General features: G+C 70.9%; 21 protein-coding genes. 15 read left to right on the plus strand and 6 right to left on the minus strand.

What is annotated here, in order from left to right:
• Positions 1-10: 10 nt before the first annotated feature.
• The 9 genes from ACWGKS_RS20740 to ACWGKS_RS20780 are packed head-to-tail and all read left to right on the plus strand — an operon-like array spanning position 11 to position 8,437.
• A complete protein-coding gene (locus ACWGKS_RS20740) occupies positions 11-1,021 on the plus strand; it encodes an ABC transporter permease (RefSeq protein WP_358509099.1) in 1,011 nt (336 codons plus the stop codon).
• A 21-nt stretch (positions 1,022-1,042) separates the two neighbouring features.
• Positions 1,043-2,131, plus strand: a complete 1,089-nt coding sequence (locus tag ACWGKS_RS20745) for a zinc-dependent alcohol dehydrogenase family protein (RefSeq protein WP_358509097.1) — start codon at positions 1,043-1,045, stop codon at positions 2,129-2,131.
• Positions 2,128-3,330, plus strand: coding sequence for a hypothetical protein (locus ACWGKS_RS20750; RefSeq protein ID WP_358509094.1), 1,203 nt, complete (start codon positions 2,128-2,130; stop codon positions 3,328-3,330). Before ACWGKS_RS20745 ends, ACWGKS_RS20750 begins: the two co-directional genes overlap by 4 nt.
• 9 nt (positions 3,331-3,339) lie before the next feature.
• Complete coding sequence (locus tag ACWGKS_RS20755; protein ID WP_358509091.1) at positions 3,340-4,095, plus strand: SDR family NAD(P)-dependent oxidoreductase; 756 nt, start codon at positions 3,340-3,342, stop codon at positions 4,093-4,095.
• 25 nt (positions 4,096-4,120) lie between these two features.
• Positions 4,121-4,852: a FadR/GntR family transcriptional regulator gene (locus tag ACWGKS_RS20760; protein ID WP_358509089.1), complete on the plus strand. Its 732-nt coding sequence runs from the start codon at positions 4,121-4,123 to the stop codon at positions 4,850-4,852.
• A complete protein-coding gene (gene dgoD, locus ACWGKS_RS20765; RefSeq protein ID WP_358509086.1) occupies positions 4,849-5,994 on the plus strand; it encodes a galactonate dehydratase in 1,146 nt (381 codons plus the stop codon). Before ACWGKS_RS20760 ends, dgoD begins: the two co-directional genes overlap by 4 nt.
• Before the next feature lie 16 nt (positions 5,995-6,010).
• Positions 6,011-6,871, plus strand: a complete 861-nt coding sequence (locus tag ACWGKS_RS20770; protein WP_452523581.1) for an SMP-30/gluconolactonase/LRE family protein — start codon at positions 6,011-6,013, stop codon at positions 6,869-6,871.
• Positions 6,868-7,848, plus strand: coding sequence for a sugar kinase (locus tag ACWGKS_RS20775; RefSeq protein ID WP_358509080.1), 981 nt, complete (start codon positions 6,868-6,870; stop codon positions 7,846-7,848). Before ACWGKS_RS20770 ends, ACWGKS_RS20775 begins: the two co-directional genes overlap by 4 nt.
• On the plus strand, positions 7,841-8,437 hold the full coding sequence (locus tag ACWGKS_RS20780; protein ID WP_358509077.1) for a bifunctional 4-hydroxy-2-oxoglutarate aldolase/2-dehydro-3-deoxy-phosphogluconate aldolase: 597 nt from the start codon (positions 7,841-7,843) through the stop codon (positions 8,435-8,437). Before ACWGKS_RS20775 ends, ACWGKS_RS20780 begins: the two co-directional genes overlap by 8 nt.
• 17 nt (positions 8,438-8,454) lie before the next feature.
• On the opposite strand, the gene ACWGKS_RS20785 is transcribed toward ACWGKS_RS20780, so the two are convergent.
• From ACWGKS_RS20785 to ACWGKS_RS20805, 5 genes are all read right to left on the minus strand, one after another.
• Positions 8,455-9,552, minus strand: a complete 1,098-nt coding sequence (locus ACWGKS_RS20785) for a M20 family metallopeptidase (protein WP_358509074.1) — start codon at positions 9,550-9,552, stop codon at positions 8,455-8,457.
• Between the two features lie 42 nt (positions 9,553-9,594).
• Positions 9,595-10,845, minus strand: coding sequence for an AI-2E family transporter (locus ACWGKS_RS20790; protein WP_358509071.1), 1,251 nt, complete (start codon positions 10,843-10,845; stop codon positions 9,595-9,597).
• A 293-nt stretch (positions 10,846-11,138) separates the two neighbouring features.
• On the minus strand, positions 11,139-11,531 hold the full coding sequence (locus ACWGKS_RS20795; RefSeq protein WP_067604217.1) for a VOC family protein: 393 nt from the start codon (positions 11,529-11,531) through the stop codon (positions 11,139-11,141).
• Between the two features lie 88 nt (positions 11,532-11,619).
• Positions 11,620-11,829, minus strand: a complete 210-nt coding sequence (locus tag ACWGKS_RS20800) for a hypothetical protein (protein WP_358509069.1) — start codon at positions 11,827-11,829, stop codon at positions 11,620-11,622.
• A gap of 105 nt (positions 11,830-11,934) precedes the next feature.
• Positions 11,935-12,450, minus strand: coding sequence for a pyridoxamine 5'-phosphate oxidase family protein (locus ACWGKS_RS20805; protein ID WP_358509067.1), 516 nt, complete (start codon positions 12,448-12,450; stop codon positions 11,935-11,937).
• A gap of 131 nt (positions 12,451-12,581) precedes the next feature.
• On the opposite strand from ACWGKS_RS20805, the gene ACWGKS_RS20810 reads away from it, so the two are divergent.
• From ACWGKS_RS20810 to ACWGKS_RS20830, 5 genes are all read left to right on the plus strand, one after another.
• A complete protein-coding gene (locus ACWGKS_RS20810; protein WP_358509065.1) occupies positions 12,582-15,137 on the plus strand; it encodes a M14 family zinc carboxypeptidase in 2,556 nt (851 codons plus the stop codon).
• A gap of 109 nt (positions 15,138-15,246) precedes the next feature.
• Positions 15,247-15,708, plus strand: coding sequence for a GNAT family N-acetyltransferase (locus ACWGKS_RS20815; protein WP_358509064.1), 462 nt, complete (start codon positions 15,247-15,249; stop codon positions 15,706-15,708).
• A gap of 369 nt (positions 15,709-16,077) precedes the next feature.
• Positions 16,078-16,800, plus strand: coding sequence for a DUF4352 domain-containing protein (locus ACWGKS_RS20820; RefSeq protein ID WP_358509062.1), 723 nt, complete (start codon positions 16,078-16,080; stop codon positions 16,798-16,800).
• Positions 16,801-17,146: 346 nt separating this feature from the next.
• The gene (locus ACWGKS_RS20825; protein WP_452523587.1) at positions 17,147-19,291 is read left to right on the plus strand and encodes a fibronectin type III domain-containing protein; all 2,145 of its coding nucleotides are present in this window, start codon (positions 17,147-17,149) and stop codon (positions 19,289-19,291) included.
• A 37-nt stretch (positions 19,292-19,328) separates the two neighbouring features.
• Positions 19,329-19,784 (plus strand): hypothetical protein, encoded by a 456-nt coding sequence (locus ACWGKS_RS20830; RefSeq protein ID WP_358509058.1) that lies wholly within the window; start codon positions 19,329-19,331, stop codon positions 19,782-19,784.
• 51 nt (positions 19,785-19,835) lie between these two features.
• Here the strand turns inward: ACWGKS_RS20830 and eccCa are convergent, their stop codons facing one another.
• Complete coding sequence (eccCa, locus tag ACWGKS_RS20835; protein WP_358509147.1) at positions 19,836-23,723, minus strand: type VII secretion protein EccCa; 3,888 nt, start codon at positions 23,721-23,723, stop codon at positions 19,836-19,838.
• 358 nt (positions 23,724-24,081) lie between these two features.
• Between eccCa and eccD the strand changes: the two genes are divergently transcribed.
• Positions 24,082-25,428, plus strand: coding sequence for a type VII secretion integral membrane protein EccD (eccD, locus tag ACWGKS_RS20840; protein ID WP_358509056.1), 1,347 nt, complete (start codon positions 24,082-24,084; stop codon positions 25,426-25,428).
• Positions 25,429-25,433 lie beyond the last annotated feature (5 nt).

The raw sequence follows: 25,433 nt of genomic DNA on the forward strand, positions 1-25,433 counted from the left end.
CGAGGTAACAATGACCACCACGACCAAGGTCACCGGCGAAGCGGTCTCCGCCCGTGGCGACCTCATCGGCCGCTACGGCCACCGCCTCAACGAGATCGGCCTCCTGGCCGCCATCCTCATCCTCTACATCGTCCTCGGGCTCTCCGCCTCCGGGTTCCTGAGCATGGACAACCAACTCGGCCTGCTGCGCAACGCCGCGACGATCGGCATCGCGGCCTGGGGCGTCACCCTGGTGATCATCGCCGGGGAGATCGACATCAGCATCGGCCCGGCCGTGGCCTTCGCCTCGGTCATCGTCGCCAAGGGCGCCACGGAGTGGAACCTGGGAGTCCTCGGCGCCATCCTGCTCACCCTGGCCATGGGTCTGCTGTGGGGCGCGCTCGCCGGGTGGCTCAGAGCCCGGTTCAACGTGCCCTCCTTCATCACCACGCTGGGCCTGTGGAGCGTGCTGGGCGGGCTGGCGTTGTACATGACCGACGCGCTACCCGTGCCGCTGCCCGAGAGCGCCCTGTTCGACGTGCTCGGCGGGTCCGTCCTGGGTGTGCCCACGGCCGCGCTGGTCATGCTCGTGCTGTTCGCGGTCTTCGCCTACGTGGCCAAGTACACCGCCTACGGTCGGTCCGTGTACGCCACCGGCGGCAACGCGGCCGCCGCCCAACTGGCCGGGCTCAACGTGGCCCGGGTCCGCATCCTGCTGTTCGCCACCACCGGGCTGCTCGCCGCCATCACCGGTGTGCTGCTCGCCGCACGTCTGGGCTCGGGCAACGGCGGTGCCGCGGCGGGCCTGGAGTTCGACGTCATCGCCGCCGTCGTCATCGGGGGCACCGCGCTCGCCGGTGGACGCGGCTCGCTCGGGGGCACCTTCCTCGGCGTCGTCTTCATCACCGTCATCGCCAACGGTCTGGTGCTGCTCGGAGTCAACTCGTTCTTCCAGGACGTGGTGCGCGGCCTCATCATCGTCGGGGCCGTCCTGATCAACGTCGTCATCAGCCGGCGCAGCGCCGCCAACCGACTCGCCTGACCCGAACGGGGGAACATCGACATGAACGTGACGGACCCGAACACCCCGCCCCCGACCATGCGCGGGGTACGCCTGCCCGGCGACTCCACCGCGGTCGTGGAGACCCTGCCCGTGCCCGAGCCCGGACCCGGCCAGGTCCTGTTGAGGGTCGGGGCCTCGGGCATCTGCGGCAGCGACATCGGCTACATCTACCACGAGCACAAGACCCACCGCGGCGTCGACGGGCCCGCCTACCGCGGCGTCGTCGCGGGACACGAACCCTCCGGGACCATCGTCCAGGCCGGTCCGGGGTGCCGAAGGTTCGGCCCGGGAGACCGGGTCATCGTCTACCACATCGCCGGATGCGGGCTGTGCGACAACTGCCGGCGCGGCTACATGATCAGCTGCACGGCACCCGACCGGGCCTCCTACGGCTGGCAGCGCGACGGCGGCCACGCCGAGTACCTGCTGGCCGAGGAATCGACCTGCGTCCCCCTGCCCGACGAACTCTCCTTCGTGGACGGGGCGCTCATCGCCTGCGGGTTCGGCACCGCCTACGAAGGGCTGCGGCGCATCGGGGTCGACGGCGACGGGGACCTGCTCGTCGTCGGCCTGGGACCGGTCGGCCTGGCCGCCGGCATGATCGGCCGGGGCATGGGAGCCACCCGGGTCATCGGGGTGGAACCCAACGAGCGGCGCCGCGCGTGGGCCGCCGACCTGGACGTCTTCGACACCCTCGCCGCACCGGCGGAGGCGGCCGAGGCGATCGGTCGGGCCACCGCCGGCCGGGGCGCGGCGACGGTCATCGACTGCTCGGGCTCGCGCCCGGGCCGCTCCCTGGCCCTTGAGAACGCGGCCGAGTGGGGACGGGTCTCGCTGGTAGGCGAGGGCGGCACGCTGGAGACCGAGGTGTCCGACACCCTCCTGCACAAGCAGCTCACCCTGTACGCCTCCTGGGTGACCTCGCTACCGGCCATGGCCGAGTTGTCGGTGAACCTGGTCCGGTGGGGGCTGTCCCCGGAACGCGTGGTCTCCGACCGTTTCGATCTCACCGAGGCCGACACCGCCTACCGGCTCGCCGCGGGCGAGAGCCGGGGCAAGGTGTGCCTGGTGAATCGGGAGGAAGGATGAGTCCCGTCGAGGTCCGCCATGAGGGTTCGGGCGCGCGCGAGCTGATCGTGCTCGACAACGGGCCGGTCCGGCTGGTCGCGGCGCCCGGACTGGGCGGCCGCGTCCTGTCGGTCCGCCATCGCGGACACGAACACCTGTACCGCAACTCCCGTCTGCTGGACGAGGACCTGCGCCCCGTGGAAGGCGTGGTGCTCGGCCCGGTGGACGGGCCGATGAGCGCCTGGAACAACGTCGGCGGCGACAAGACCTGGCCCGCGCCCCAGGGGTGGGACGGCCCCCACGAGTGGGCCGGTCCGCCCGATTCCGTCCTGGACTCGGGCCACTACGCCGTCGAGATCGCCTCCGCGCCGGACGGCTCCGTCACGCTCACCCTCACCAGTGGGGACGACCCGAGGTCGGGCCTGCGCCTACGCCGTCGCCTGACCCTGGAACCGGGCGTCGCCGGCTACCGGCTGGAGTTGGAGGCGGTCAACGTCTCCGACACGGTGCGCCGGTGGGCGCTGTGGAACGTGACCCAGATCGACGGCGCGCCCGCCACGAGGGAGGACGCCGGTGGCGTCTTCGTGGGCGTACGAGGGGACGGGCCCCACGTCGTCGCGCTCATCGCCGGCAACGGCCACCCGCGCGTGGTGGAACACACGCCCCGGGTGATGCGGGTGCCCTCGCAGGAGGTCGTCGGCAAGGTCGGCTTCCCCACGGCGTCCGGATGGCTGGCCCACGTGGGCGCCTCGGGCACGCTCACCCAGCGCTTCGACGTGAACGAGGGGGCCGACTACCCCGATTCCGGGTCCCGGGCCGAGGTCTGGTTGGAAGTGCCGGTGGAGCGACCGTTGGAGCACCTGGGCGGGCTGTACCCGGTGGACCGGGTGACCGAGGTCGAGGCACTGGGGCCGCGCACCGAGCTCGCACCGGGGGGACGAACGACCCTGGGCATCGAGTTCGGCTTCGGTGCGGGGGCCGAACCTGTCTCCGAGGTGGTCCCCGACGGCTTCTGGAGCGAGCCACCGCACTGGACCGGGTTCGACGCCCGGGGAGGGCGGCTGGCCGGGACCTTCACCGCCCTGCGTTCCGGCGACCTCCTCCACCGGGCATCCGGACACGTCGTGGCCCGGACCCGGCCGGGAGAGCCGACACACTGGGCCGCCCCGATCCCCGGAGCCGACGAGCACACCGCGACCGACGTCGAGTTCGTACCGTAAGGGAGAGACATGACCAAGACCAGGCACGACGGAGTGACCGCCGTGGTCACCGGAGCGGCACGGGGCATCGGCGAGGCCACCGCCCGCCGCCTCGCCGCCGAGGGGGCCGCGGTGGTGATGACCGACCTGTCCCCGAGCCTGGAGGGGGCCGCCGAACGCATCCGTGCGCGGGGCGGACGCGCGCTGGCCGTGCGGGCGGACGTGAGCGACGAAGCCTCCTGGGATCGGGTCGTGGCCCAGGCCCGAAGCGCCTTCGGTCCGGTGGACGTCCTCGTCTCCAACGCCTACACGTTCGAGGAGGCGCCCGCCCACGAGACCACACTCGCCTCCTGGGAGCGCCAACTGGCCGTCAACCTCACCGGGGCCTTCCTCGGGGTTCGCGCCTGCCTGGACGACCTGATCGCCCGTGAGGGAAGCGTGGTCGTCACCTCCTCGGTCCACGCCTGGTTCGGACTGCCCGGCCGACCGGCCTACGCCACCGGCAAGGGCGGCCTCACCGCCCTGACCCGCCAACTCGCCGTCGAATACGGTCCGCGGGTGCGCGTCAACTGCGTACTGCCCGGGCCCGTCCTCACCGCCGCCTGGGAGGGGGTGGGGGAGGAGGAACGTCGCGCCAGCGTCGCCCAGACCGCCGCGGGCCGCTTCGGGGACCCCGACGAGGTCGCCTCCGTCATCTCCTTCCTGGCCTCCGCCGAGGCCTCCTACGTCACCGGGGCGAGTGTCCCGGTCGACGGAGGGTGGAGTATCTACAAGGCGTCCTCGTGACCGGACGCCTGGAGCGGAGGAAGTGATGGCGGCCTATTCGGGACGCGGTGTGCACGGCCAGACGGTGCGGTTGTTGGGTGAGCGCCTGCTCTCCGGCGGGTTCGGTGAGGGGGAGACGATCGACCTGGTCGCGCTCAGCGAGGAACTCGACCTGAGCCTGACCGCGCTCCGCGAGGCGATCAAGGTTCTGGCGGCCAAGGGCCTGGTGGGCTCGCGGCAGAAGAAGGGGACGTTCGTGCGTCCGCGAGGGGACTGGAACCTGCTCGACCCGGACGTGGTCCGGTGGCGGATCGCCGCCGGGGCGGGCGACGTCTTCTTCCAGGAGCTGGCCGAACTGCGTGACGCCTTGGAACCGGCCGCCGCCCGGCTGGCGGCCGGACGCCGTGAGGACGCCGACGTCGTCGAGCTGCGCGCCGCGCTCGCCGACATCGCGGCCTCGGTCCAGGGACCGGCCGAAGCCGCCGTGCGGGCCGACCTGCGCTGGCACAGGGCCCTGCTGGACGCCACGCACAACGAGCTGTTCACCCGCACGGACGTCTTCTTCGCCGCGGGGCTGTCCGAACGCGACCGCCTGGTCCACGGGGGCGACCATGGCGATCCGGTACCCAGCCACGGCGCGGTCACCGAGGCGGTCGTCGCCGGCGATCCCCTCGCGGCCGAGGCCGCCATGCGTTCCCTGCTGGCCCAGGCCAGGGCGGACCAGCTTCGCGTCACCGAGTACGACGCGACCGAAGATCGACTGGAGAGACCACAGTGAGAATCACCCGTATCGAGACCTTCCTGGTGCCGCCCCGGTGGCTGATGTGCCGGGTGGAGACCGACGCCGGGATCGTCGGCTGGGGCGAGCCCGTGGTGGAGGGCCGGGCCGAGACCGTGCGGGCCGCGGTGGAGGAGCTGTCCGATCTCCTCCTGGGCCAGGACCCCGCCCCCATCGAATACCACTGGCAGCGACTCACCAAGGCCGCCTTCTACCGGGGCGGGCCGGTGCTGTCCAGCGCGGTCGCGGGGCTCGACCAGGCGTTGTGGGACATCGCGGGCAAGACCCTGGGCGTTCCCGTGCACCGACTCCTCGGCGGCCCCGTCCGAGACAAGGTGCGCGTGTACGGCTGGGTCGGCGGTGACGACCCGGCGGAACTGGCGGACTCGGTCGCCGCGCGCGTGGAGTCCGGTCTGACCGCCGTGAAGATGAACGCCTCGGGGGTGATGGGCCGCTCGGCCACCGTCCGCGAGCTCGACGGCGTCGTGGAGCGGCTGGCCGGGGTACGCGAGGTACTGGGCCCGGACCGGGACGTGGCCGTGGACTTCCACGGCCGCTTCAACGCGGCCACCGCACGCCGGGTCCTGCCCCTGCTGGAACCCCTGCGCCCCATGTTCGTGGAGGAACCCGTGCTGCCCGAGTACGGGCACCTGCTGGGCGACGTCGTACGGTGCAGCCCGGTGCCCATCGCCACGGGAGAGCGCCTGTTCGGCCGCGGCGACTTCCTCCCCGCCCTCCAGGCCGGCATCGCGGTCGCCCAACCCGACCTGTCCCACGCGGGAGGGATCTCCGAGGTGCGCAGGATCGCCTCCCTGGCCGAGACCTACGACGTCCTTCTGGCACCGCACTGCCCGCTCGGCCCCCTGGCCTTGGCGGCGAGCCTCCAGGTCGCCTTCGCCACCCCCAACTTCCTCATCCAGGAACAGAGCATCGGCATCCACTACAACCGGGACGCCGAACTGCTCGACTACGTCCTGGACGCCGACGTCTTCGCCTTCCCCGACGGGCACATCCACAGGACCGACGCCCCGGGGCTGGGCGTGGACGTGGACGAGGACGCGGTGCGAAGGGCGGACCGGAAGGGCCACCGCTGGCGGCCCCCGCTGTGGACCCACGACGACGGCTCCTTCGCGGAGTGGTGAGGAGGAGGTGACACGGATGCGACACGAACCTTGGAGTACGGACCGCTTCGAACTCGGGGAGGGCCTGCGCCTTCATGGACCGGATCTGCTGATGGTGGACATCCTCACCGGCAGGCTCCTGCGGCTCGACCCCGGCCTGCCCGGATCGGCCCAGGTGCTCGTCGACCTGGACGTGCCCTTGGGCGCGGTCGCCCCCGTACGGGACCGGCCGGGAACCTACGTCGCGGCCGCGGGCACCGGGGTGGCGCTGCTCGCCGAGGGCGCCCGACCCCGATGGCTGGCCAGGCCCGGGGACGAGGCGGCCACACCGATGAGGATGAACGACGGCTGCTGCGACCCCCAGGGGAGGTTCTGGGCCGGGTCGATGGCCTATGACGGCACACCCGGCGCAGGTGCGCTCTACCGCGCCGACCCCGACGGCGGGGTCACCCGGGTCCTGGACGGCTACACGGTCCCCAACGGACCGGCCTTCACCGCCGACGGCTCCCGCATGTACCTCGCAGACAGCGCCGCGGGCAGAATCGACACCTACGAGGTCTCCGCGACCGGGGAGCCCACGAACCCGTCCGTCTTCGCCCGCGTCGACGAGGGTGGCCCCGACGGGATGCAGGTCGACTCGGAAGGACACCTGTGGGTCGCCGTCTGGGGAGCCGGTCGGGTGCACCGCTACGACCCGGACGGAACCCTGGAACGCGTGGTCACCCTGCCCGCCGCCCAACCCACGAGCGTGTGCGTCGTGGACGGGCCGCGACCCCGGATGTTCGTCACCTCCGCCACGGTGGGCCTGAGCCACCCCGGCCCCTTCGACGGCGCGCTCTTCGCAGTGCCCGTGGACGTCGGCGCCCCGCCGGTCCGGTACTTCGGAGGGAACCCGTGACGCACCGAGTGACCTGTGTCGGTGAGACCATGCTGCTGCTCACCGCGACCGAACCGGTCCCCCTGGACCGGGCACCGCACCTGGCGATGGGCGTCGCCGGCGCCGAGTCCAACGTCGCCTGCGGACTGGCGGAACTGGGCCACCGGTCCGCCTGGCTGAGCGCCGTGGGCGACGACCCCTTCGGGCGGGTGGTCACGCGGAGCGTGGGACATCGGGGCGTGGACGTGTCCGGTGTCCGAGTCGACCCCGAACGGCCCACGGGCCTGATCGCCAAGGACCCCTCGCCCTCGGGGAGCACGGTCCACTACTACCGGGCGGGATCGGCGGCCTCGGCGCTCGGGCCCGAGATCGCCGATCACCCCCATGTCCGCTCGGCCGGGACGGTGCACCTGTCGGGCGTCACCCCGGCCCTTTCACCCGAGTGCGACGCCCTCGCCGAGCGCCTGCTCACCGACCCCGACGTGAGGGTGAGCTTCGACGTCAACCACCGGCCCCGGCTGTGGAGCCCCGGGCGGGCGGCCACCCGTCTGCTGGAACTGGCCCGGCTCGCCGACCTCGTCTTCGTCGGCAGGGACGAGGCGGAGGAACTGTGGGGTACCACCACGGCCCGCGAGGTGCGCTCACTCCTGCCCGACGTGGACCGTCTGGTGGTCAAGGACGCCGAACACGGGGCCACCGCGTTCGACGGTGACACGGAACTCCACGTACCCGCACCGGTGGTGCAGGTCGTCGAACCGGTGGGTGCCGGAGACGCGTTCGCCGCCGGGTACCTGGCCGGTGAACTGCGCGACCTGGACACCACGGGCCGCCTACGACTGGGGCACCTGTGCGCGGGGCGTGTCCTACGGGTGACCGGCGACCTCGCCGCCCCACCCCCTCCGGAACAGGTGGATGAACTGTTGTCGGTCCCCGACGAGCGGTGGATCGACCGAGCCTCCGCGGCGATGGCCGCGATGAGAGGAGACGACCATGAGTGACGAAGGTCTGGACGGCCTGTTCACCGGACACAGCGTGCTGGCGATCCTGCGCGGCATGCCCGTGGACACCACCGTCGCGTTGGCCGAACGCGCCTGGGAGCTGGGTGTCACCGCGATCGAGGTACCCGCCCGGGACGAAGCGGGTCTGGAGGCGTTGCGAGCGACCGTCCGGGCCGGGGCCGAACGCGGCCACCCCGTCGGCGCGGGCACCGTGATCTCCACCGAGCAGGTCCGAGCCGTGGCCCTGGCCGGCGCCGCCTTCACCGTCGCCCCGGGCTTCGACGCCCAGGTGATGGCCGCCTCGGAGGCCGCGGGCCTGCCACACCTGCCCGGGGTGGCCACCCCGAGCGACGTCCAGGGCGTGCTGAAGGCGGGCGGGCACTGGGTGAAGGCCTTCCCCGCCACGGCCCTGGGCACGGAGTGGTTCCGTGCCATGCGCGGGCCCTTCCCCGACGTGCGGATCGTCGCCACCGGCGGCATGGACGCCCGCAACGCGCGGGAGTACCTCGACGCGGGGGCGCGGATGGTGGCGGTCGGCTCGGCACTGGCCGACCCCGACCAGATCCCCCTCCTCGCCGAACTCCTCTGATCCGGTGACTCCGTGGGTCAGGTGCGGATCGCCCTCACCAGGTCGGCGGCCAGCCGCGCGCGCTCGACCATGGAGTCCACCACCAGGTACTCGTGGTCGGCGTGCGCGCCGCCTCCGACCGCGCCCAACCCGTCCAACGTGGGCACGCCCGACGCCGCGGTGAAGTTGCCGTCGCTGCCACCGCCCACCGCTACACCCTCGATTCCCGGCAGCGACCACCGGGCCTTCGCCAGCAGCTCCGCCGCCCCCTCCGGCGGCATCGGCGGCCGGTTCACCGAACCCGTCACCGTGAGCTCCGCGCCCGCCAGGACCGGGCTCAGATTCGCGAACGCCGTCTCCACCCGGTCCTTCTCCGCCGCGGAGGGCACACGCACGTCCACCACGATCGTGGCCTCCGCCGGCACCACGTTGTCGGTGGTCCCCGCCGCGGCCACGGTCGGCGTCACCGTCGTGCCCACCTCTGGGCGATCCAACGCGGCGATCGCCAGGACCTGGTGGGCGGCTTCCACCAGCGCGTTCACGCCCGCCTCGGGTTCCAACCCGGCGTGTGAGGCCACGCCGCGCACCGCCACCTCGAACGTCCCGCAGCCCTTACGGGCGACCTTCAGGTGCCCGTCCGCGGTGGCGCCCTCGAACACCAGCACCGCGTCGCACGCCCGCGCCCGCTCCTCGATGAGCGCCCGCGAGTAATGCGAGCCGACCTCCTCGTCGGCGGTCACCAACAGCTCCACCCCGGAGGGATTCTCCAACGTGGCCAGACCGTGGATCGCCTGCACCAGGCCGCCCAACATGTCGTAGACACCGGGGCCCGTGGCGTGACCGCCCTCCACCCGGAACGGGCGGTGCTCCAGGGTGCCCAAGGGGAAGACCGTGTCGTGGTGGCCGAGCACCAGGACCCGGGGCGTACCCCCGCCCGACCAGCGCACGTGCGTCCCGGCCGGCCCGTCCACGAGGGTGGCGCGCCCGCCCAGGCGGTGCTCGACCAGCGCGGCCACCGCCTCGGCCGACCTTCGCAGAGCGGCGAGGTCCCGGGAAGGGGACTCGACCTCCACGAGCGTCCGCAGGTCTTGGAGCATGGCGTCGACGTCGAGGTCGGTATCTTCGCGCTTGATCATGGAGTCAGGTTACGGGCCCGGCACCGGAGCCACCTCGGTGTACTAGGGCGTAGGTGTACCGTCCGGCTCGGAGAGGGGCGCGGTGTCCGGCCCGCTCCCCGGGCGTTCGCGCAGCAGCGCCGCCAGCACCGCGGCGATCGGGGTGGCCAGGAACAACCCCGCGACGCCGCCGAGGAAACCACCGACGGTGAGCGCGATCAACACCACGGCGGAGGGCAGGTCGAGGGATCGGCCGTAGACGCGCGGCGCGAAGACGTTGCTCTCCAACTGCTGCACCAGCAGCACGACGCCGAGGATGATCAGTGCCACGATCCAGCCCTCGGTCACCAGGGCCACCAGAACGGCCAGAAGACCGCTCACGAACGCGCCGACGACCGGCAGGAACGCCCCGACGAAGGTGAGGACGATCAGAGGGACCGCCAGGCCGGTGTCGATCAACAGGAGCAGCGCGATACCGACGCCCACCGCGTCGAACAGGCCCACCAGCGCCACGCCCCGAACGTAGTGACCCATGACGTCCCAGGTCACTCGGGAGGAGCGGTGCAGGACCGGGCGAGAACGGGGCGGAAACAGCCGCGCGATCCACTCCATGAGCTTGTCGCCCGAGTGCAGGAAGTAGATCGTCAGGACGAGGATCAGCACGATTCCGAGCACGATCCGGGACACGGCGGTGGTCGCCGTCCACGCGCCACTGAGGATCTGGTCGGAGTTGTCCGAGATCAGGGACCTGGCTTGGGCCCAGGCGTTGTCGATGGCCTCGGTGAGCAGGGCCGGATCGAGCCCGAACGGCAGCTGAATCGACCCGATCCGGGCGATGGCCTGGTTGACGCTGTCCACCAGGCCACCGAAGCCGGCGACCGCGGGCGTCACGATCAGGGTGACGGCCACGCTGTAGACGATCAACGCCACGAGCAGGGTGATGGTCGTGGACGCGCCCCGGCCGAACCCCGCGCGTCGGATCATGTTGGGCCGACGCAGCCGGTTGGCCAGCGGCATCAGCAACGCGGTCAGGAACACCGCGATGATCACCGGAAGCGTGACCACGGACAGGTGGATCAGTCCGTAGACCAACAGGCCGGCGAACACGCCGATGATCAACAGCCGCCAGCACGTGTCGCTGACCACGCGCAGGAGGTCACCGGCGCCGGTGTCGTCCCGCGTCTCGGTGCCCTCGTCGACGGGGAGGCTCTCCGCCCGCTCGGCCTCCCGCCGTCGGTCCTGTTCGGTACGGGCCCGGCGGGTCGCGTTCCACCTGTTGGCAAGTGCCCCTACTCCCGGCCACTCGGATCGCACATGGACTCCGTTCTCTCGGTGGTGTCGTCTTCTATGGGGGATACGGGGGGAGAGGGGAGGTGGCCCGGGCCGTTGGGGCGGCACGGGATGGTCAAGAGTCTGCCCGTGCCGCACGGGAGGGTGCCGGATCGTGGCGCGGCGTGTCGTCGTGAAGTGGTGCCCCTCACCACGTGGGGGCCGGCGCTGTTGAGGAGACGACGCGAACGAGGAAGACCCCGCCGTGGGGGTCGGCGGGGTCGTCGGGCGCGTGATGGCGACGGGTCGGGCGGGCGAGCGTCAGGCTCGTTCGGTGGTCAGAACTCGCGCTGGTCCCGGCGCAACGGGTGGTCGTCCGGAACCTGCACCAGGACGATGCGCACCCCGTCCGGGTCGGCGACCCACGCCTCGACCAACCCCCAGAACTCCTTCTGCGGGGGACGCAGCCCCCGGGCGCCCAGGGCGGTCACCCGGGCGTACTCGGCGCGCACGTCGCGCACCTGCAACCACAGCGACATCGACGGCACCCCGGAGGATTCTGCGTGCCCGGACACCTCCAACAGGCCGTTGCCGAGGAAGAACACGGTTCCTGGCGCGTCGGGCGGCCCGAACTCGCGGTGCACGCCGAGTTCGAGCACGTCACGGTAGAAGGAACGGCTACGCGTCGGATCGGTGGGGTGGATCATCACGCGGCTGCTGAGAACATCCATACCCGACATCCTGCCCGTTACGGAAGCGCGGGCCCAAACGGCACTCCGTTTCGTGCCCCCGGTCGCGAAACCGCCCCGGAGCCGCCGCTCACTCCGAGGGCTGGGGGAGCGTCGGGCACTCGATGGTCGGGTTGACCCCGAGGTAGTTGAGCGGGCCGACGAAGACGGTCACCACGGTGCTGCCCAGCGTCGAACAGTTGGTGTCCGCTGGACTGAAGTAGCCGCGTTGGAAGGCCGCTACCAGACCGATCACCAACCACAGCACGACGAGGACGGAGAGAACGATACTGATGCGCACTAATGCCTCCCGGGGGTGGAGCCGTTGCGATCGTCGGGGTCTCGAATTTCTTGGGAAGACCTACCCCGCGATCCCCGATCCTCACCTACGAGCGCGTCCCCGTGGTCATGGGCGCTCGAACCGCCAGCGGGTGGGGCCGTGGTCGGTGGTGTCGGTGGGAAAGGCGTACACGGTGCTCGGCCGTACCGCGTACACCGCGTAAGGCGGGGGACCGGCGGTGGGGGCTCCGTCCGGGCCGACCAGCAGATCTCCCTCGGATAGCGGGGCCCACCCATAGACCACCGGGTAGGTCTCGGCGACCACGCGCACCTTCTCGGGGTCGCGTACCCGTTCCGCGGGGCCCTCCACCACCACGTCCCAACGGCCGGTGGACACGGCCAGACTCACCGGTGCCCCCTCGGTCAGCGATCGCGCCTTCGCGCTGTCCGGCCCGCACGCGAAGTGGGGCAGTCCGCGCGACCACACCGCGAGCAACGGCCGCGTGTGCGGGGCCGAGCCGGTGCGAGTGACGGTCAGCCAGTAGGTGCCGGTCGTCTCCGACAGCTCCCGCGACATCGCGGTCCAGGCCGCCGCCGGAGCGTCGATCAGTGCTTCGGTACCGGTGGGGAGGTGCTCGTCCATGGTGCGCACCCTAAACGGGGGCACCGACATTCCGGCAGAGGTCGCGGGTGGACACGGAAAAGTCGACCCTGGCCGTCTTGTGGCAGCCCCACCGGACAGGTAGGAACGTCGAAGACCACAGGAGGAGCCTCGTGCACAATCCCCCCGATAGCCGCACCGCCCGTCCCGTAGCACTCGCCGGAGCCACGGCCGCGTTCGCGGCCCTGTGCCTGATGGCCGCGCCCACGCCCGCCCTCGCCGAACCCCGCGACGACGCCAACGGCCCCGAACGCGACGAGGTCGCCGCCGGTGCGGAGTCCCTGACCGCCGAACCGTTGGCCGAGCCCCCGTCCGCGCCCGGGGTCGAGGCGGACGCCGCCTACCCGCGTCAGAACGAGCTTCCCGTCCCGCCCGAGGATCCCGACGACCACTCCGTCAAACTCGGACTGGTCCCCTTCCACGACATCGCGCCGACGCTCAACGACCTACAGGAGACCTCCGACCGGGTCAGCGCCGAGATCATCGGTGAGTCCGTGCAGGGACGCGACCTGTACCTGGTCACCCTCACCGAACCCGAGACGCGCGCCGAGGCCCGCCATCAGCGGCGCATGCGCGAGCTGATCTCCGAGAACCCCGATCGGGCCGCCCGCGACCACACCCTGATCGACCGGTACAAGACACCGGTGCACGTCAACGCCAACATCCACGGCAATGAATGGGAGGGCACCGACGCCTCGCTGCGCGTCATCGAGGAGCTGGCCACCGCCGAGGACGAACGGACCGAGGAACTGCTGGAGTCCTCACGTCTGTACTTCACCGTCACCGCCAACCCGGACGGTCGGGTGGCGGGCACCCGCGCCAACAGCGCCGGGTTCGACCTCAACCGTGACTTCGTCACCGTCTCCCAACCGGAGTCGGCCGCGATCCGTCAGGTCATGATCGACACCCGGCCGGTGGTGATGATCGACCAGCACGGGTACGTCAACGGCACCCTCATCGAACCCACCACGCCGCCGCACGGCCAGAACTACGAGTACGACCTGTTCATCAAGAACACCTACGCGAACGCCATAGAGATGGAGCAGGCCGTCCTCGACCTGGGGTACACCCCCGAGGAGGACGGGGTGGAACCGCCACAGATCCCCTTCCGGGACCAGGAGGACGGCTGGGACGACTGGCCGCCCATCTTCACCCCCATGTACGCCCCCTACCAGGGCGCGGTCGCCGCGGCCACCATCGAGTTTCCGATGCGGGTCAACAACGCCGACTACGACCTGCCGGAGGAGGAACTGCGGCGGCGCAGCGCCATCAACACCGACATCTCAGCCGCCACGATCGAGGCCACCCTGGACTACGCCCAGGACAACCACGAAGAGTTGGTCGGTGACCAGATCGAGGTGTTCCGTCGCGGGGCCAACGGTGAGGAACAGGTCGTCCCGCCCCGGGATTGGGTGCCGGGCTTCGGCCCCGAGGACGTGTACACCACCGACTTCCCACGTGGTTACGTGATCCCCGCCGGGGAGGGACAGAGATCCGTGCCGGCCGCCGCACGCCTGGTCGACTTCCTCGTCGCCAACGACGTGCGTGTCCAACGCGCCGACGAGGGGTTCGAGCTGGACGGCGCCGTCTACCCGGCCGGGTCCTACGTCGTGGACATGCATCAGCCCAAACGCGGCATGGCCAACGTCCTGCTGGAGGACGGACGCGACATCAGCGACGACGTGGAGGCGATGTACGACATCTCCGGGTGGAGCCACGGGCGCCTGTGGGGCGCCACCGTGACCGCCGTCGAGTCCGAGCCGCCCACCGGCACCGCGGTGGCGGTCGCCGATCCCACCGGGAGGGTCGAGGGTGAGGGCGACTGGAACCTGCGACTGGACGACGCCGCGGACGTCGCGGCGCTCAACGACCTGGTCGAGGCCGGAGTGGAGCCGGTCCAGGCAGGTCAGGGAACGGTGTGGGTGCCGGCCGAGGCCGCCGACACGGTGGCCGAGGTCGCCGAACGCCACGGAGCGGTGTTCACCGCCGCCGACACCGCACCGGACGGTCCCGTCCTGGGGCCTGTCCGGGTGGCCGTGGCCGGGGCCGCCGACGAGGTCTTCACCCTGGGCGAGCTGGGATTCGACGTGACCACGGTGTCCACCGCCGTGCTCAACGACGGGTTCGACTGGTCCGACATCGACGTGTTGTACGTGGCCGGTGGCCTGGTCCACGGTGACCTGAACGAGGACGCGAGGGCGGCCCTGGACACGTTCCTGGAACGGGGCGGGGTCGTGGCGCGCGGCGCGACCGGGGCCCGGTTCAACGAGGCGGCCGGCCTGTTGGACGCCACCCGTGACTCGGGCCGTTCCGACGCCAACGGTGTGGTGCGTGTGGACGACGGCGACGGGGTCCTGGGTGGGACCGGCGGGTACGGGTTCGTGTACTCGCCCGGGTGGTTCACCGACCTGGGCGACGGCGTCACGGTCGAACAGTCCTACGCGGCCGAGAACCCCTTGGTCGCCGGGCACTGGCGGCCCGGGGCCGATGGCACGGGAGGTCGGCAGGACGCGGCCGGACAGGCGTCCGTGGTCAGCGGGGTCGCCGAACCCGGCGCCGCGGTGGTGCTGTTCGGTACCGAACCGCTGTTCCGCAACCACCCCAAGGGCCTGTTCGGTCAGGTCGGGCAGGCCCTGCACTGGTCGGCCGCCGTCGACGGCGCCGCCTGATCCTCGGCACGAAGAGGTGCGCCCCGAGACCACCCGGTCCCGGGGCGCACCCGTGTCCGGGCGTGAAAAACGGGTGGGAACCGTGGAAGCGGACCTCTACGGTGTTCGGATGCGCACCCCCTCTCTCCACGCCGTGGAGATCACCCCCGACAACGTCGTCACCGCCATCAAGGTGAAGGTCCGTGAGGACCAGAACACCTTCGTCGCCCCCGTCGTCACCTCCTTGGCCGAGGCCTACGCCTCCCGCGAGACCGTGTGGACCCGCCTGATCCTGGACGGCGACCGCCCCGTCGCCTTCGTCATGGCCGACTTCGTCTCCGATGAGGACGACCCCGATTTCCGCTGTGGCCTGTGGCGGCTCAACGTCGCCGAGGGGGAGCAGGGCAAGGGCTACGGGCGCTTCGCCGTGCGGTCCTTCCTCGCGGAGGCGCGCGGTCGTGGAAACGAGCGGGTCACCGTGATGTGGGTGCCGGGGGAAGGTGGCCCGGCGGAGTTCTATCGCAAACTCGGCTTCCGCGAGACCGGCCGGGTCTTCGACGGTGAAGTCGTCGCGGAGCTGTTCCTGGACTGACCCACCGCCCCCGACAAGCCGAGCCGTCCCGGGATCACCGAAAATTCGGCCTTGATCATGAACGTCGCGTCGAAGCCAAGGAAGGGTATCGCGTGCCACCTCCACCATCTAGAGCGCGTGAAAACCCGGAATGGGAGGGGGTGTGTGAGGCCGGTTCAGGGAGAAATCCCTGGTTTCTTCGGGTAACCCTATCCGGAGGTTGCCTCGGCTAATTGAATTTTCCGGGGAATTGGGAATTCCCGGCCGCATTCCAAGTGAACATTTTTGAGGAATTTGTGCTACTTACCCGGGCGTAACACTCAATCTTGTGAGTGAGGTTGAACCCGCCCGACCTGGGTTTGGTTCCTTCTCTCCCGGAGGTGGAGCGCCATGGGTGGCATGCAGCACGGCCAAGATCCGGAACAGCCCGAGCCGTATGGGCCCGGCCCGAACCAGGGCTACGTACCCCCGCACGGAGCGGCCCCGCCCCAGGGATACACGCCGCCCCAGGGGTTCCCTCCACCACAGGGTTACGGGCCTCCGCAGGGTTACGGGCCACCGCCGATGGCGCCGGTCGCGAAGAAGAAGCGGCGCAAGTGGCCCTGGATCCTGCTCGGGATCTTCCTCTTCTGCGTGCTGGTGTACGCCTGCACCGCGGGAGGTGGCGGGGAGGATACCGAGAGCACCGCAGGCGGAGGAGGAACGGCCCCGGAGGAAGAGTCCGTCGAAACGGTCGGTGTCGGAGAACCCGGGGAGGTCGGCAGCTGGCTCGTCACCGTGAACGGAACCGAGACGGCAGGCGCCGTCGGCGACGGTTACTCCCAGGAACAGGCTCAGGGCGAGTTCGTCATCGTCGACGTGACCGTGGAGAACAGCGGTACGGAAGCCACCTACTTCGACGAGACCGCGCTGTCCTTGATCGATGCCGACGGTAACGAGCACTCCGCCGGATACGTCCCCGGTGAGGAAGACTTCTTCCTCGAACAGATCAACCCGGGTAACGAGTCCTCCGGACGTGCGGTCTTCGACGTTCCCGAGGGAACCGAACCGGTCACCCTGCAGGTCGAGGACACGCTCTCCTTCGAGGACCCGCTGGAGATTCGGCTGGGCTGAGTGAAGAACGCAGGAGCCCCGCACACGGATGAACCGGTGCGGGGCTCCGGGCATGATCGGGCGCCAGGGCCTCGGCACTGAGGGCGGTGGAGTCACCGTGACCGGTGTTGACCAGGATCTCTTCTTGTAGAGGCGGTGAACGCTCCCGGATGGCGGCCACGATGGTCGGGAAACCCGAGGGGGACCGACCTGTCATCCCCGGCGGTGTCGCGGGGGATTCGCGTTGACGTCTTCCGGGGCGTCTGGTTTTGTACAGATGCCCGTATCGCCCCCCGATGCGGTCGATTCCACCTCCCTTGCCGCCTGGAGGGCGGAAGGCGTTCGGCGTGGACAGTCGAAGGAGAGCGTGGAGATCGTGAGCCATCAGTCGGCGCGTGCTGGATTCGGGCGATCGAAACGGTTACTCGGCACACTCGCCAGGCGTACCCGGGCGGGCTCCTCCGGGCTGGTGTTGACGATCATGGCCACGGCCCTGGTCGGTACCGCCTTCGGGGTCGGTGCCCTCGGCCAGGAGGACGACGTCTCCGACGGCGCCGCCTGGTTGTGGAACTCGTCCGTCGGTGAGGCCATCCGCGTCAACGGCAACAACGCCGAGATCGACCTGGTGGCGTCCCTGCCCGAATCCGAGGGCGGCCGGGTCGAGGTCGAGCAGAACGACGACTACCTGTTGCTCACCGATCCCGAGACGGGTCGGGTCACCTCGGTCGACCTCGATGACCTGGGCTTCTCCGGGAGACTGGACCTCGGAGGAGGGGACTTCGCCGTCATCTTGGGAAAATCGGCGGCGGTGGTGGTCGATCGCGCGGCCGGGGAGGTCAGAGCGGTCGACCCGGCCACGCTCCAGGCCACCGGCGCCTCCCTCACCCTGGAGGGCCCCCTGGTGGGAGGGGGCTTCGACGACTCCGACACCCTGTGGTTGGGTGTGCCCGCCCAGGGCAACGCGGTCGGTATCCAGGTCACCGAGGGCGAGGCCGCCATCACACAGACCGTGGCCGTCTCCTCACCCGGATCCGACATCGGGGTCACGGTGTTCGACGACGGGGCCATGGTGCTCGACCGCGGTGGTGACCGGGCGGTCGCCATGCGAGAGGGCGACGAACCGGTCATGGTCACCATGCCCGTGACGCTGGAGGGCTCACAGATGCCCGCTCGCACCCATGGGGACATGGCCGCGGTGACCAAGACCGAGGACGGGGAGATCGTCACCCTCCTGCACCCCTACGGCGCCGCGCAGACCTCGAAGTTCCCTCTGGGCCATCCCGGGGGCGGCCTCGGCGTTCCCTTCGAGGGGCGTGTGTACGTGCCCTACGACGACGAGGGCGTCGTGCGGTCCTACACGCCCAACGGTCGTGAACTCGACACGGTCACCCTGCCCGACGCCGAGGGACCCCTCGAACTGGAGGCCCGGGAGGGCAGCCTGTTCGTCAGCGCCCCCGACACCGGTGCGGCCGCGGTCATCGACCCCTCCGGACAGGCCACCCTGGTCGACCTCGCTGAGCCCCCGCCCGGGCCGGGCGAACTGCGAGGAGAGAGCCCCACGTCCTCCGACGCCCCCGGGACGGGACGACCGGAGAACCTGCCCGAGGCGGGCGGCGATCCGGGGCAGGACGGCGGTGGCTCCAACGCGGCGGGAGGGGCCGGGGAACCGACGGAGGAGACCGGTGGCCCGCCCGGTGCCCCGACCCCGGTGACCGCCGAGGCCGGGAACGGTGATGTGCGACTGAGCTGGACCGAGGCCTACTCACCGGACGCCCCCGTCACCTCCTACGAGATCACTTGGGACGGTGGGGAGACCACGGTGGCCGGCGACGAGCTGGACACCGAGGTGAGCGGACTGGAGAACGGGACCGTCTACCGGTTCCGGGTCCGTGCGGTCAACGAACACGGCACCGGACCGGCCGCGCAGTCGTCCCAGGTCACCCCGGACTCCGAGGCCCCGGGAGCGCCCGGGGAGGTCTCGGTGGAGGTGATCGACGCGCGGACCGCCACCGTCTCCTGGGGTGCGGCCGACGACGCCACCGACTACCTGGTGTCCACCACCGAGACCGGAGGGGGATCGGCCCCCGCCGACCGCACCGGAGCGCAGACCTCCCTGGACGTCACCGGGTTGACGGAGGGCGGTACCTACACCTTCACCGTGACCTCACGGGGGACGGGCGGGGTGACCGGGGAGTCGGTCACCAGCGACCCGGTCACCATGCCCGAGGCCGAGGTGGGCGATCCCGGCGAGGTGTCCCACGGCGTCTCGGGTACCGACGTGACCGTCACCTGGGCGGCGGCGGAGAACGCCGAGGGGTACCGGATCACCCCCATGGGGGACGCGGTCGACTTCGCCACGGAGACGACGGTGGAACAGACCACCTCCCAGACCTTCACCCGAACCGTGGGAGCCCACCGGTGCTTCTCCTTCACCGTCACCGCGCTGGGCCCCGGTGACACCGAGGGGGGTTCGGTGCGCAGCGCGTCGAGCTGCCTCGCCCCCTTCGAGTGACCACCGAATCCAGCCCCTCCAGGAGGGAACCGAACCGATGACAACGCAGAGGAAATGGCGCCGCCGGGCACTGTGGTCGGCCGCCTGCGCCCTGGGAGTGGGCGGCCTGCTCCTGAGCGGGGCGACCGCCGTGCAGAGCGCCGACCCCGCGGACCTGTGCAGCGACGCCCACCCCGAGGTGGGCCAGGTGCCCAGGTACACCCAGGTCGCCGATGGCTGGCCCGATGGCGTTCCGGGAGATCCAGGGGGACAGGTGCACCTCTTCTACGAGAGCACCGGTGGGTACAACTGCGCGGTGGTGGTCTCCAACGGCGGTCCCGCCCGCATGGACATCGGTATCCGCGCCGATGGCGTGGCCCCGCAGACCTCCGTCGTCGAGAGCGGCACGGTCGCGGGACCGGTCCTGGTCCATGCCCCCGGTGTGTGCGTCCAGGTCACCGCCGCGGTGGGGGAGCGGTCGACACTGTTCCCGAGCGGCAACTGCAACGAGTGAGGTAGGACCCGTGAGCCAAGGGGTGGGCCCGGCACCGGGCCCACCCGGCGCCTAGTCGGTCGGGTCGCTCCACGCCACCTGTACCTGTTCGGCCGGGACGCCCCTGCGGGCCGACAGGGCGCGCCCCTGCGGCAGGCGACGGGACGCCACACCGTTGGCGAGCCGACCCTCCATCCGATCCCCGGAGAACAACAGCCCCGGCGTGGCCATGTCCACGATCGTCTGTGTGACAGGGTCGAACATCGACCGTGAGGCACCACCGGTACGTCGCGCGGTGATCAGGTGCAGCCCCAGGTCGGCGCCCTGTGTGAGGAACTCCGCCAGCGGCTCCATCGGGTTGTTCCGGCCGGCCACCAGGTCCAGGTCGTCGACGAACACGAACACCTCCAGTCCCTCCCACCAACTGCGCTCCCGCAGTTGCCGGGGGGTGATCTCCGGTCCGGGCAGCCGTTGACAGATCATCCCGGCCAGCTCTTTGGCCATCCCCTGGGTGTGCTGCGGGCTGGTGCTGTAGGCGAGCAGGTACTCCTCCGGGATCAGACCCAGGTGGGCCCGCCGATAGTCGACCATGACGATGCCGACCTCCCCGGCCGGGCGTCGCATCACCTGACGCACCAGGGAGCGGATCAGGGTGCTCTTGCCGGTCTGCGGATCGCCGTAGACCACCAGGTGCGGATCCTCCTCCGGCCGGTACAGGGCGGGGGCCAGGTCGCTCTCGCCCAACCCCAGGATCAGCTCGGGCCCCTGGTGGCGGGGGAGGAGTTCGTCCAGGGTGACCTGGGTCGGTAGCACCCGGACCCGGGGCACCGGAGCGTGGGGCCAGCGGTCCGCCAGCACCCGCACCGCCTCGCGCACGGCCTCGCCCAGGTCGGCGTCCTCACCGACCCCGTCCAAACGGGGCAGGGCGACCTGAACGAACGACTCGTCCGAACGCAGACCCCTGCCGGGGACGTCCTTGGGCATCCGCTCGGCGACCTTGCGTCCCGCCTGGGAGTCGTAGGGGTCGGTCAGGCGCAGTTCGAACCTGCCGCCGAAGAGGGACTGCGTCTTGGACCTGACCTGGTTGCCGGCCGAAGCGGTCAGCACCGTGTGCACGCCCAGGGCGGGGCCGCGCGAGACGATGTCGTTGAGGACGTCGTCCACGTCCTGCAGGGCCTCGCGAACCCCGGCCCAGCCGTCGATGAGCAAGAACACGTCGCCGTGGATCCCCTCGGGCACCCGGCCGTCGACCCGGGCCTGACGCAGGTCGGCGGGGGAGTCCAACCGGGCGCGTCGGAACACGCGCTCGCGCTGGTCGAGAAGGAGGCGTACGTCGGCCAGGACCCGTTGGACCCGTTCCAGGTCCGAACGCCCGGCCACACCCGCCACGTGCGGTAGATCGTCGAACGGCGTCAACGAGCCGCCACCGAAGTCGATCGCGTAGACCGCGACCCGTCCGGGGGGATAACGCCAGGCCAGCGTGGTGATGAGGGTGCGCAGCAGGGTCGACTTGCCGGACTGGGGGCCGCCCATCACCACGACGTTGCTCTCACCACCGGTGAAGTCGAGGTCGGCCGCGCTCTGCGCCTGTTCCCGGGGCAGGTCCGCCAGGCCGATGATCGCCCGCACTTCCGCCGGGTCGGGTTCCACGGGGGAGCCGTCGGGCCCGGTCAGGTCCTCACCCAGCCGCTCCAACAACTCGTCCATGGTCATACGTGCGGGTAGTGGCGGCAGCCAGACCGGCCGCACGGGATCGGCGCCCGAGGCCACCAGGCGGTCCACCGTCACCTGCAGGGTGGTGGGGACCTCGTCCCGCGGGTCCTCCTCGTCCAGGCCCTCCTCCCGTGTCGGTTCGGCGGCCCGGGTCAGCGCCGCCAACCCGTTGAAGGAGATCACCGGCAGCACCCGGGGAACCTCCTCCTCGTGGTCCCGACCCGGCGGCACGTACGGCTGGGAGACCATGGCGGCCTTGAACCGCTCGAAGACGGTCGTGTCCACCTTCAGGTATCCGGACCCCGGCTCGGGTGGCAGGTGGTAGGCGTCGCCGACCCCGATGGCCTCGCGGCTCTCGGCCTCGGAGAAGGTGCGCAGACCGATCCGGTAGGACAGGTGCGACTCCAGGCCCCTGATCTTGCCCGAGTCCAGCCGTTGGGTGGCCAGCAACAGGTGCACGCCGATGGAACGACCGATCCGGCCGATGGCCACGAACAGTTCGGCGAAGTCCGGGTGCGCGGTGAGCAACTCGGAGAACTCGTCGATGATCACCATCAGGTGGGGGAGGGGTTCCAACTCGGGGCGTCTGCTCCGCGCGGTCTCGTAGGCGTGCAGGTTGGGCAGATTCCCCGCGTCCTTGAGCGCCTGCTGTCGTCGGTTGAGTTCACCGAACATCGCCTCACGGAAACGCTCCACCAGGGAGTCGTCGTCGGCGAGGTTGGTGATGAGCCCGGCGCTGTGCGGCAGACGGTCGGTGTCGGCGAAGGTCGCGCCGCCCTTGAAGTCCACCAGGAGCAACGCCAACCGGTCGGGGGCGTGGTTGATCACCAGCGAGGCCACCAGGGTGCGCAGCATCTCCGACTTGCCCGAACCCGTGGCACCCACCACCAACCCGTGCGGGCCCATCCCGCCCATGGCCGACTCCTTCAGGTCGAGCAGGACGGCGTTCCCCTCCGGGCCCACCCCGACGGGCACCCGCAGGAAGTCACCGGTACCGCGCGGGGCCCAGGTCCGCGTCGTGTCCAGCCGGGCCACGTCGGGCACCCCGAGGATCTCCGGCAGACCGATCGTGCTGTGCATGGCGTCGCCGCCGTCGGTGGCCGCCAACCGCAGGGGTGAGAGGGTTCGGGCCAAGGTGGTGAGCAGCTCCGGGTCGGCCTGGTCCGCCCGGCCCGACAACGGGGGATGCTCCTCCACTGGCGCGGCCTGACCGGGGGAGCGCCCCGGGCCCGCGCGATCCTCGCGGAGTGAGCCGTCGGCGCCCACGTACAGGCGGGTGTCGACGTGTTCGGGTTCCTCCTTGCGATCGGTCACCAGGAACACCAGGTGGATGCCGATGTCCGCCAGGGACCGCACCGGTGGTTCGGCGGCCAGACCCGACAAGGTGGCCTGGAACTCGCCGTCGACGATCAGGACCAGCCGCTGCGTTCCCGGTCCGGGTGGGGCTCCGCGTCGACGCTGCATGTCGACGGTGCGTCGTTCGATCTCCGCCGACAGCAGTTCGGTCATCTCCACGGTGTTGCCCGCGACCAGACGCGCGGGCAGCGGGCCGTCCCGGACCCCGTCGAAGTCGTTGTGCGGCAGCCACTTCACCGAGTCCCACTCGGTGATGAGCCGCTGGTGGCGCACCAGGCCCAGGCGTACGTCCTCCGGGGCGGAGAAGGTGGCCACCTGGGCGACCAGGGCCCTCGCCACGTTCCGGGTCATCGCCCGCTCTCCCACGATGGACACGACCCCGCACTCGCGCAGGGGCAAGACCAGGGGTTGCTCCGACACGTTCGCGTACAGGTCGACCAGTTGCTCGGCGATGCCCTGACACACGGGGTCGTAGACGACCAACGGATTGGCCCTGTCGACGCTCAGGCTCAGTCCTCGGGTCAGTGGTCGTACGCCCTCGCCGATGCGAACGTGTAGGAAGTCGGGGTCGCCCACCCGCCGCTCCCAACGCCGGGAGGGCAACCGTGCGGCCTCGAAGAGCAGGTGCGGGGCCGGGTGCCGGAACAGGCCCGCGGCCCGCTGTAGACCGGCGACCTCGCGCACCGTCTCCCTCAGGTGGTCGAGATAGTCCAGATACCGTTCGCGCTGCTCGCGGATACGCCGACGGGGGCCGTTGCGTTGGGACACGAACATGACGATGCCCACGGCGACACTGGCCAGCATGACCAGCGCGCCGATCACCGCGAAGAGTGGCCGGTTGCCCAGGGTGATGGTCATCAGCAGCGAACCCGAGCCGGTGATGATCGGCATCATGATCATCGCCGAGGAGCTCGTCGCGGGAGGGCTCTCCGGCAACTGCGGTGGTGTGGCGATCACCAGCGGTGAGGTTCCGGGGTCGGGAACCGCGTGGCGCGCCGGCCGATGGACCAACGTTGTCGACAAGGGGGGCCTTTCCGCTCGTGTGCGCCGGACGCACCGGAACACATCGATTGCTAACGTGATACTTCCGCTTCGCCCGACGACGGACAACTCCGCCCGTGCGGACCTGTGGAGAACCGGTCGCGATCTTGTGGGATCCCATCCAACGGCCTCCGGTTCCGCGGAATCGGGCGTTCCTCACCCCTTGAATCACCTACCCCCTGAACACCTGCGGAACGGAGTGCGTGTCGTGAGCGGATACTGCAGGGTCACGGTCACCGGGCCGGATAAATGGGCGGATCTCGCCCTTCCCGGAACCGTTTCCGTCGCGACCCTGATGCCCCAGGTCGTGCGGGTGTGCTCACCCGACCCCGAGGGGCTGCAGGCCGCGGCGTGGAGCCTGGCCCGTGTCGACGGCACCCCCTTGGCCTCCGGAGGTTCCCTGCGCGACGCCGGGGTCCTCGACGGTGACGTCCTCCTCCTGCGCAAGGAGGCCGCTCCGGAACGGCCGACCTTCGTCGACGACGTACGCGGCGCCGTCGAGGACCGGGTGGACGAGACCGCGTGGTTGTGGCGACCCTCCACCACCCTCGGGTTCGGACTGGCCCTGGCCACCCTCGGACCCCTGCTGCTCGCCGTGGTGATGGCCATGGTCCGCACGGCACCGGTCGATCTCGCGGTGGCACCGATGGGACTCCTGATCTCCCTGGGAGCGCTGTGGGTGGCCGAGCGCCGTTCCCTGCCCGGAACCGCGCACGCGCTCCAGGTCGCCGCCTGCGGCTGGGGCGCCCTGACCGCCTCCCTGGCGGTGTCGGCCATGGGTTCGGCGCCACCCGCCCCCGTGGCCCTGGGCCTGTTCGCCTGTGTCGGGGCGCTCACCCCCGCCGCCGTGGGTTGGGCACTGGACAACGCGATGCTGCCCTACCTGGCGGGGCTGAGCGTGGTCACCGGGGCCGCGGGCGGGCTCGTGGCCGTGGGCCTGTTCGTGGACGGTCCCATGGCGCTACGGCTGCTCGCGGTCCTGCTGGTGCTGGGTATCGGGGTCCTGCCGCGAGCCGCCCTGGCCCTGGGCGGGCTGTCCGGACTGGACTACGAGGTGCGTCAGGTGGGCCGGACCGACACCGAACGGTTCGAGACGAGTCTGGCCGCCGGCGACCGGTTGTTGCTGGGTTCCCTGCTGGGGTTGGTGGTGGCCACGGTCGCCGCCGTCGTGCTGTTGGCGTTCACCGGGTCGGGTGCGCGCGACTGGCTGCTGGCGGTCCTGGTGTCGACGGTCCTGCTGTCGCGTTCCCGGCTCTTCGACCGGGTCGCCCACGTGCTCGCGGTCCGCCTGGGCGGGGTGCTCGGCCTGGTCGTGACGGCCGCGGTCGCCTCGACCGGTTCTGGAGGGGTGTCGGCCCTGCTCCCCGCGCTGGGTCTCCTCGCGGGCGCCGCCGTCGGAGCCCTGAGCATGGTGCGCCTGACCGACGTGCCCCGCGCCTCCGTCCGGCGCCTGTTCAACGGTGTGGAGGTCGTCGCCGTCATCGCCCTGTGCGTGGCCGCCGTGTGGGCGCTGGGCGTGTACGAGGCCGTGACCTCGATCCGCCTGCCCTTCTGACACGA

This window comes from Nocardiopsis sp. NPDC055879 (genome assembly GCF_053615935.1).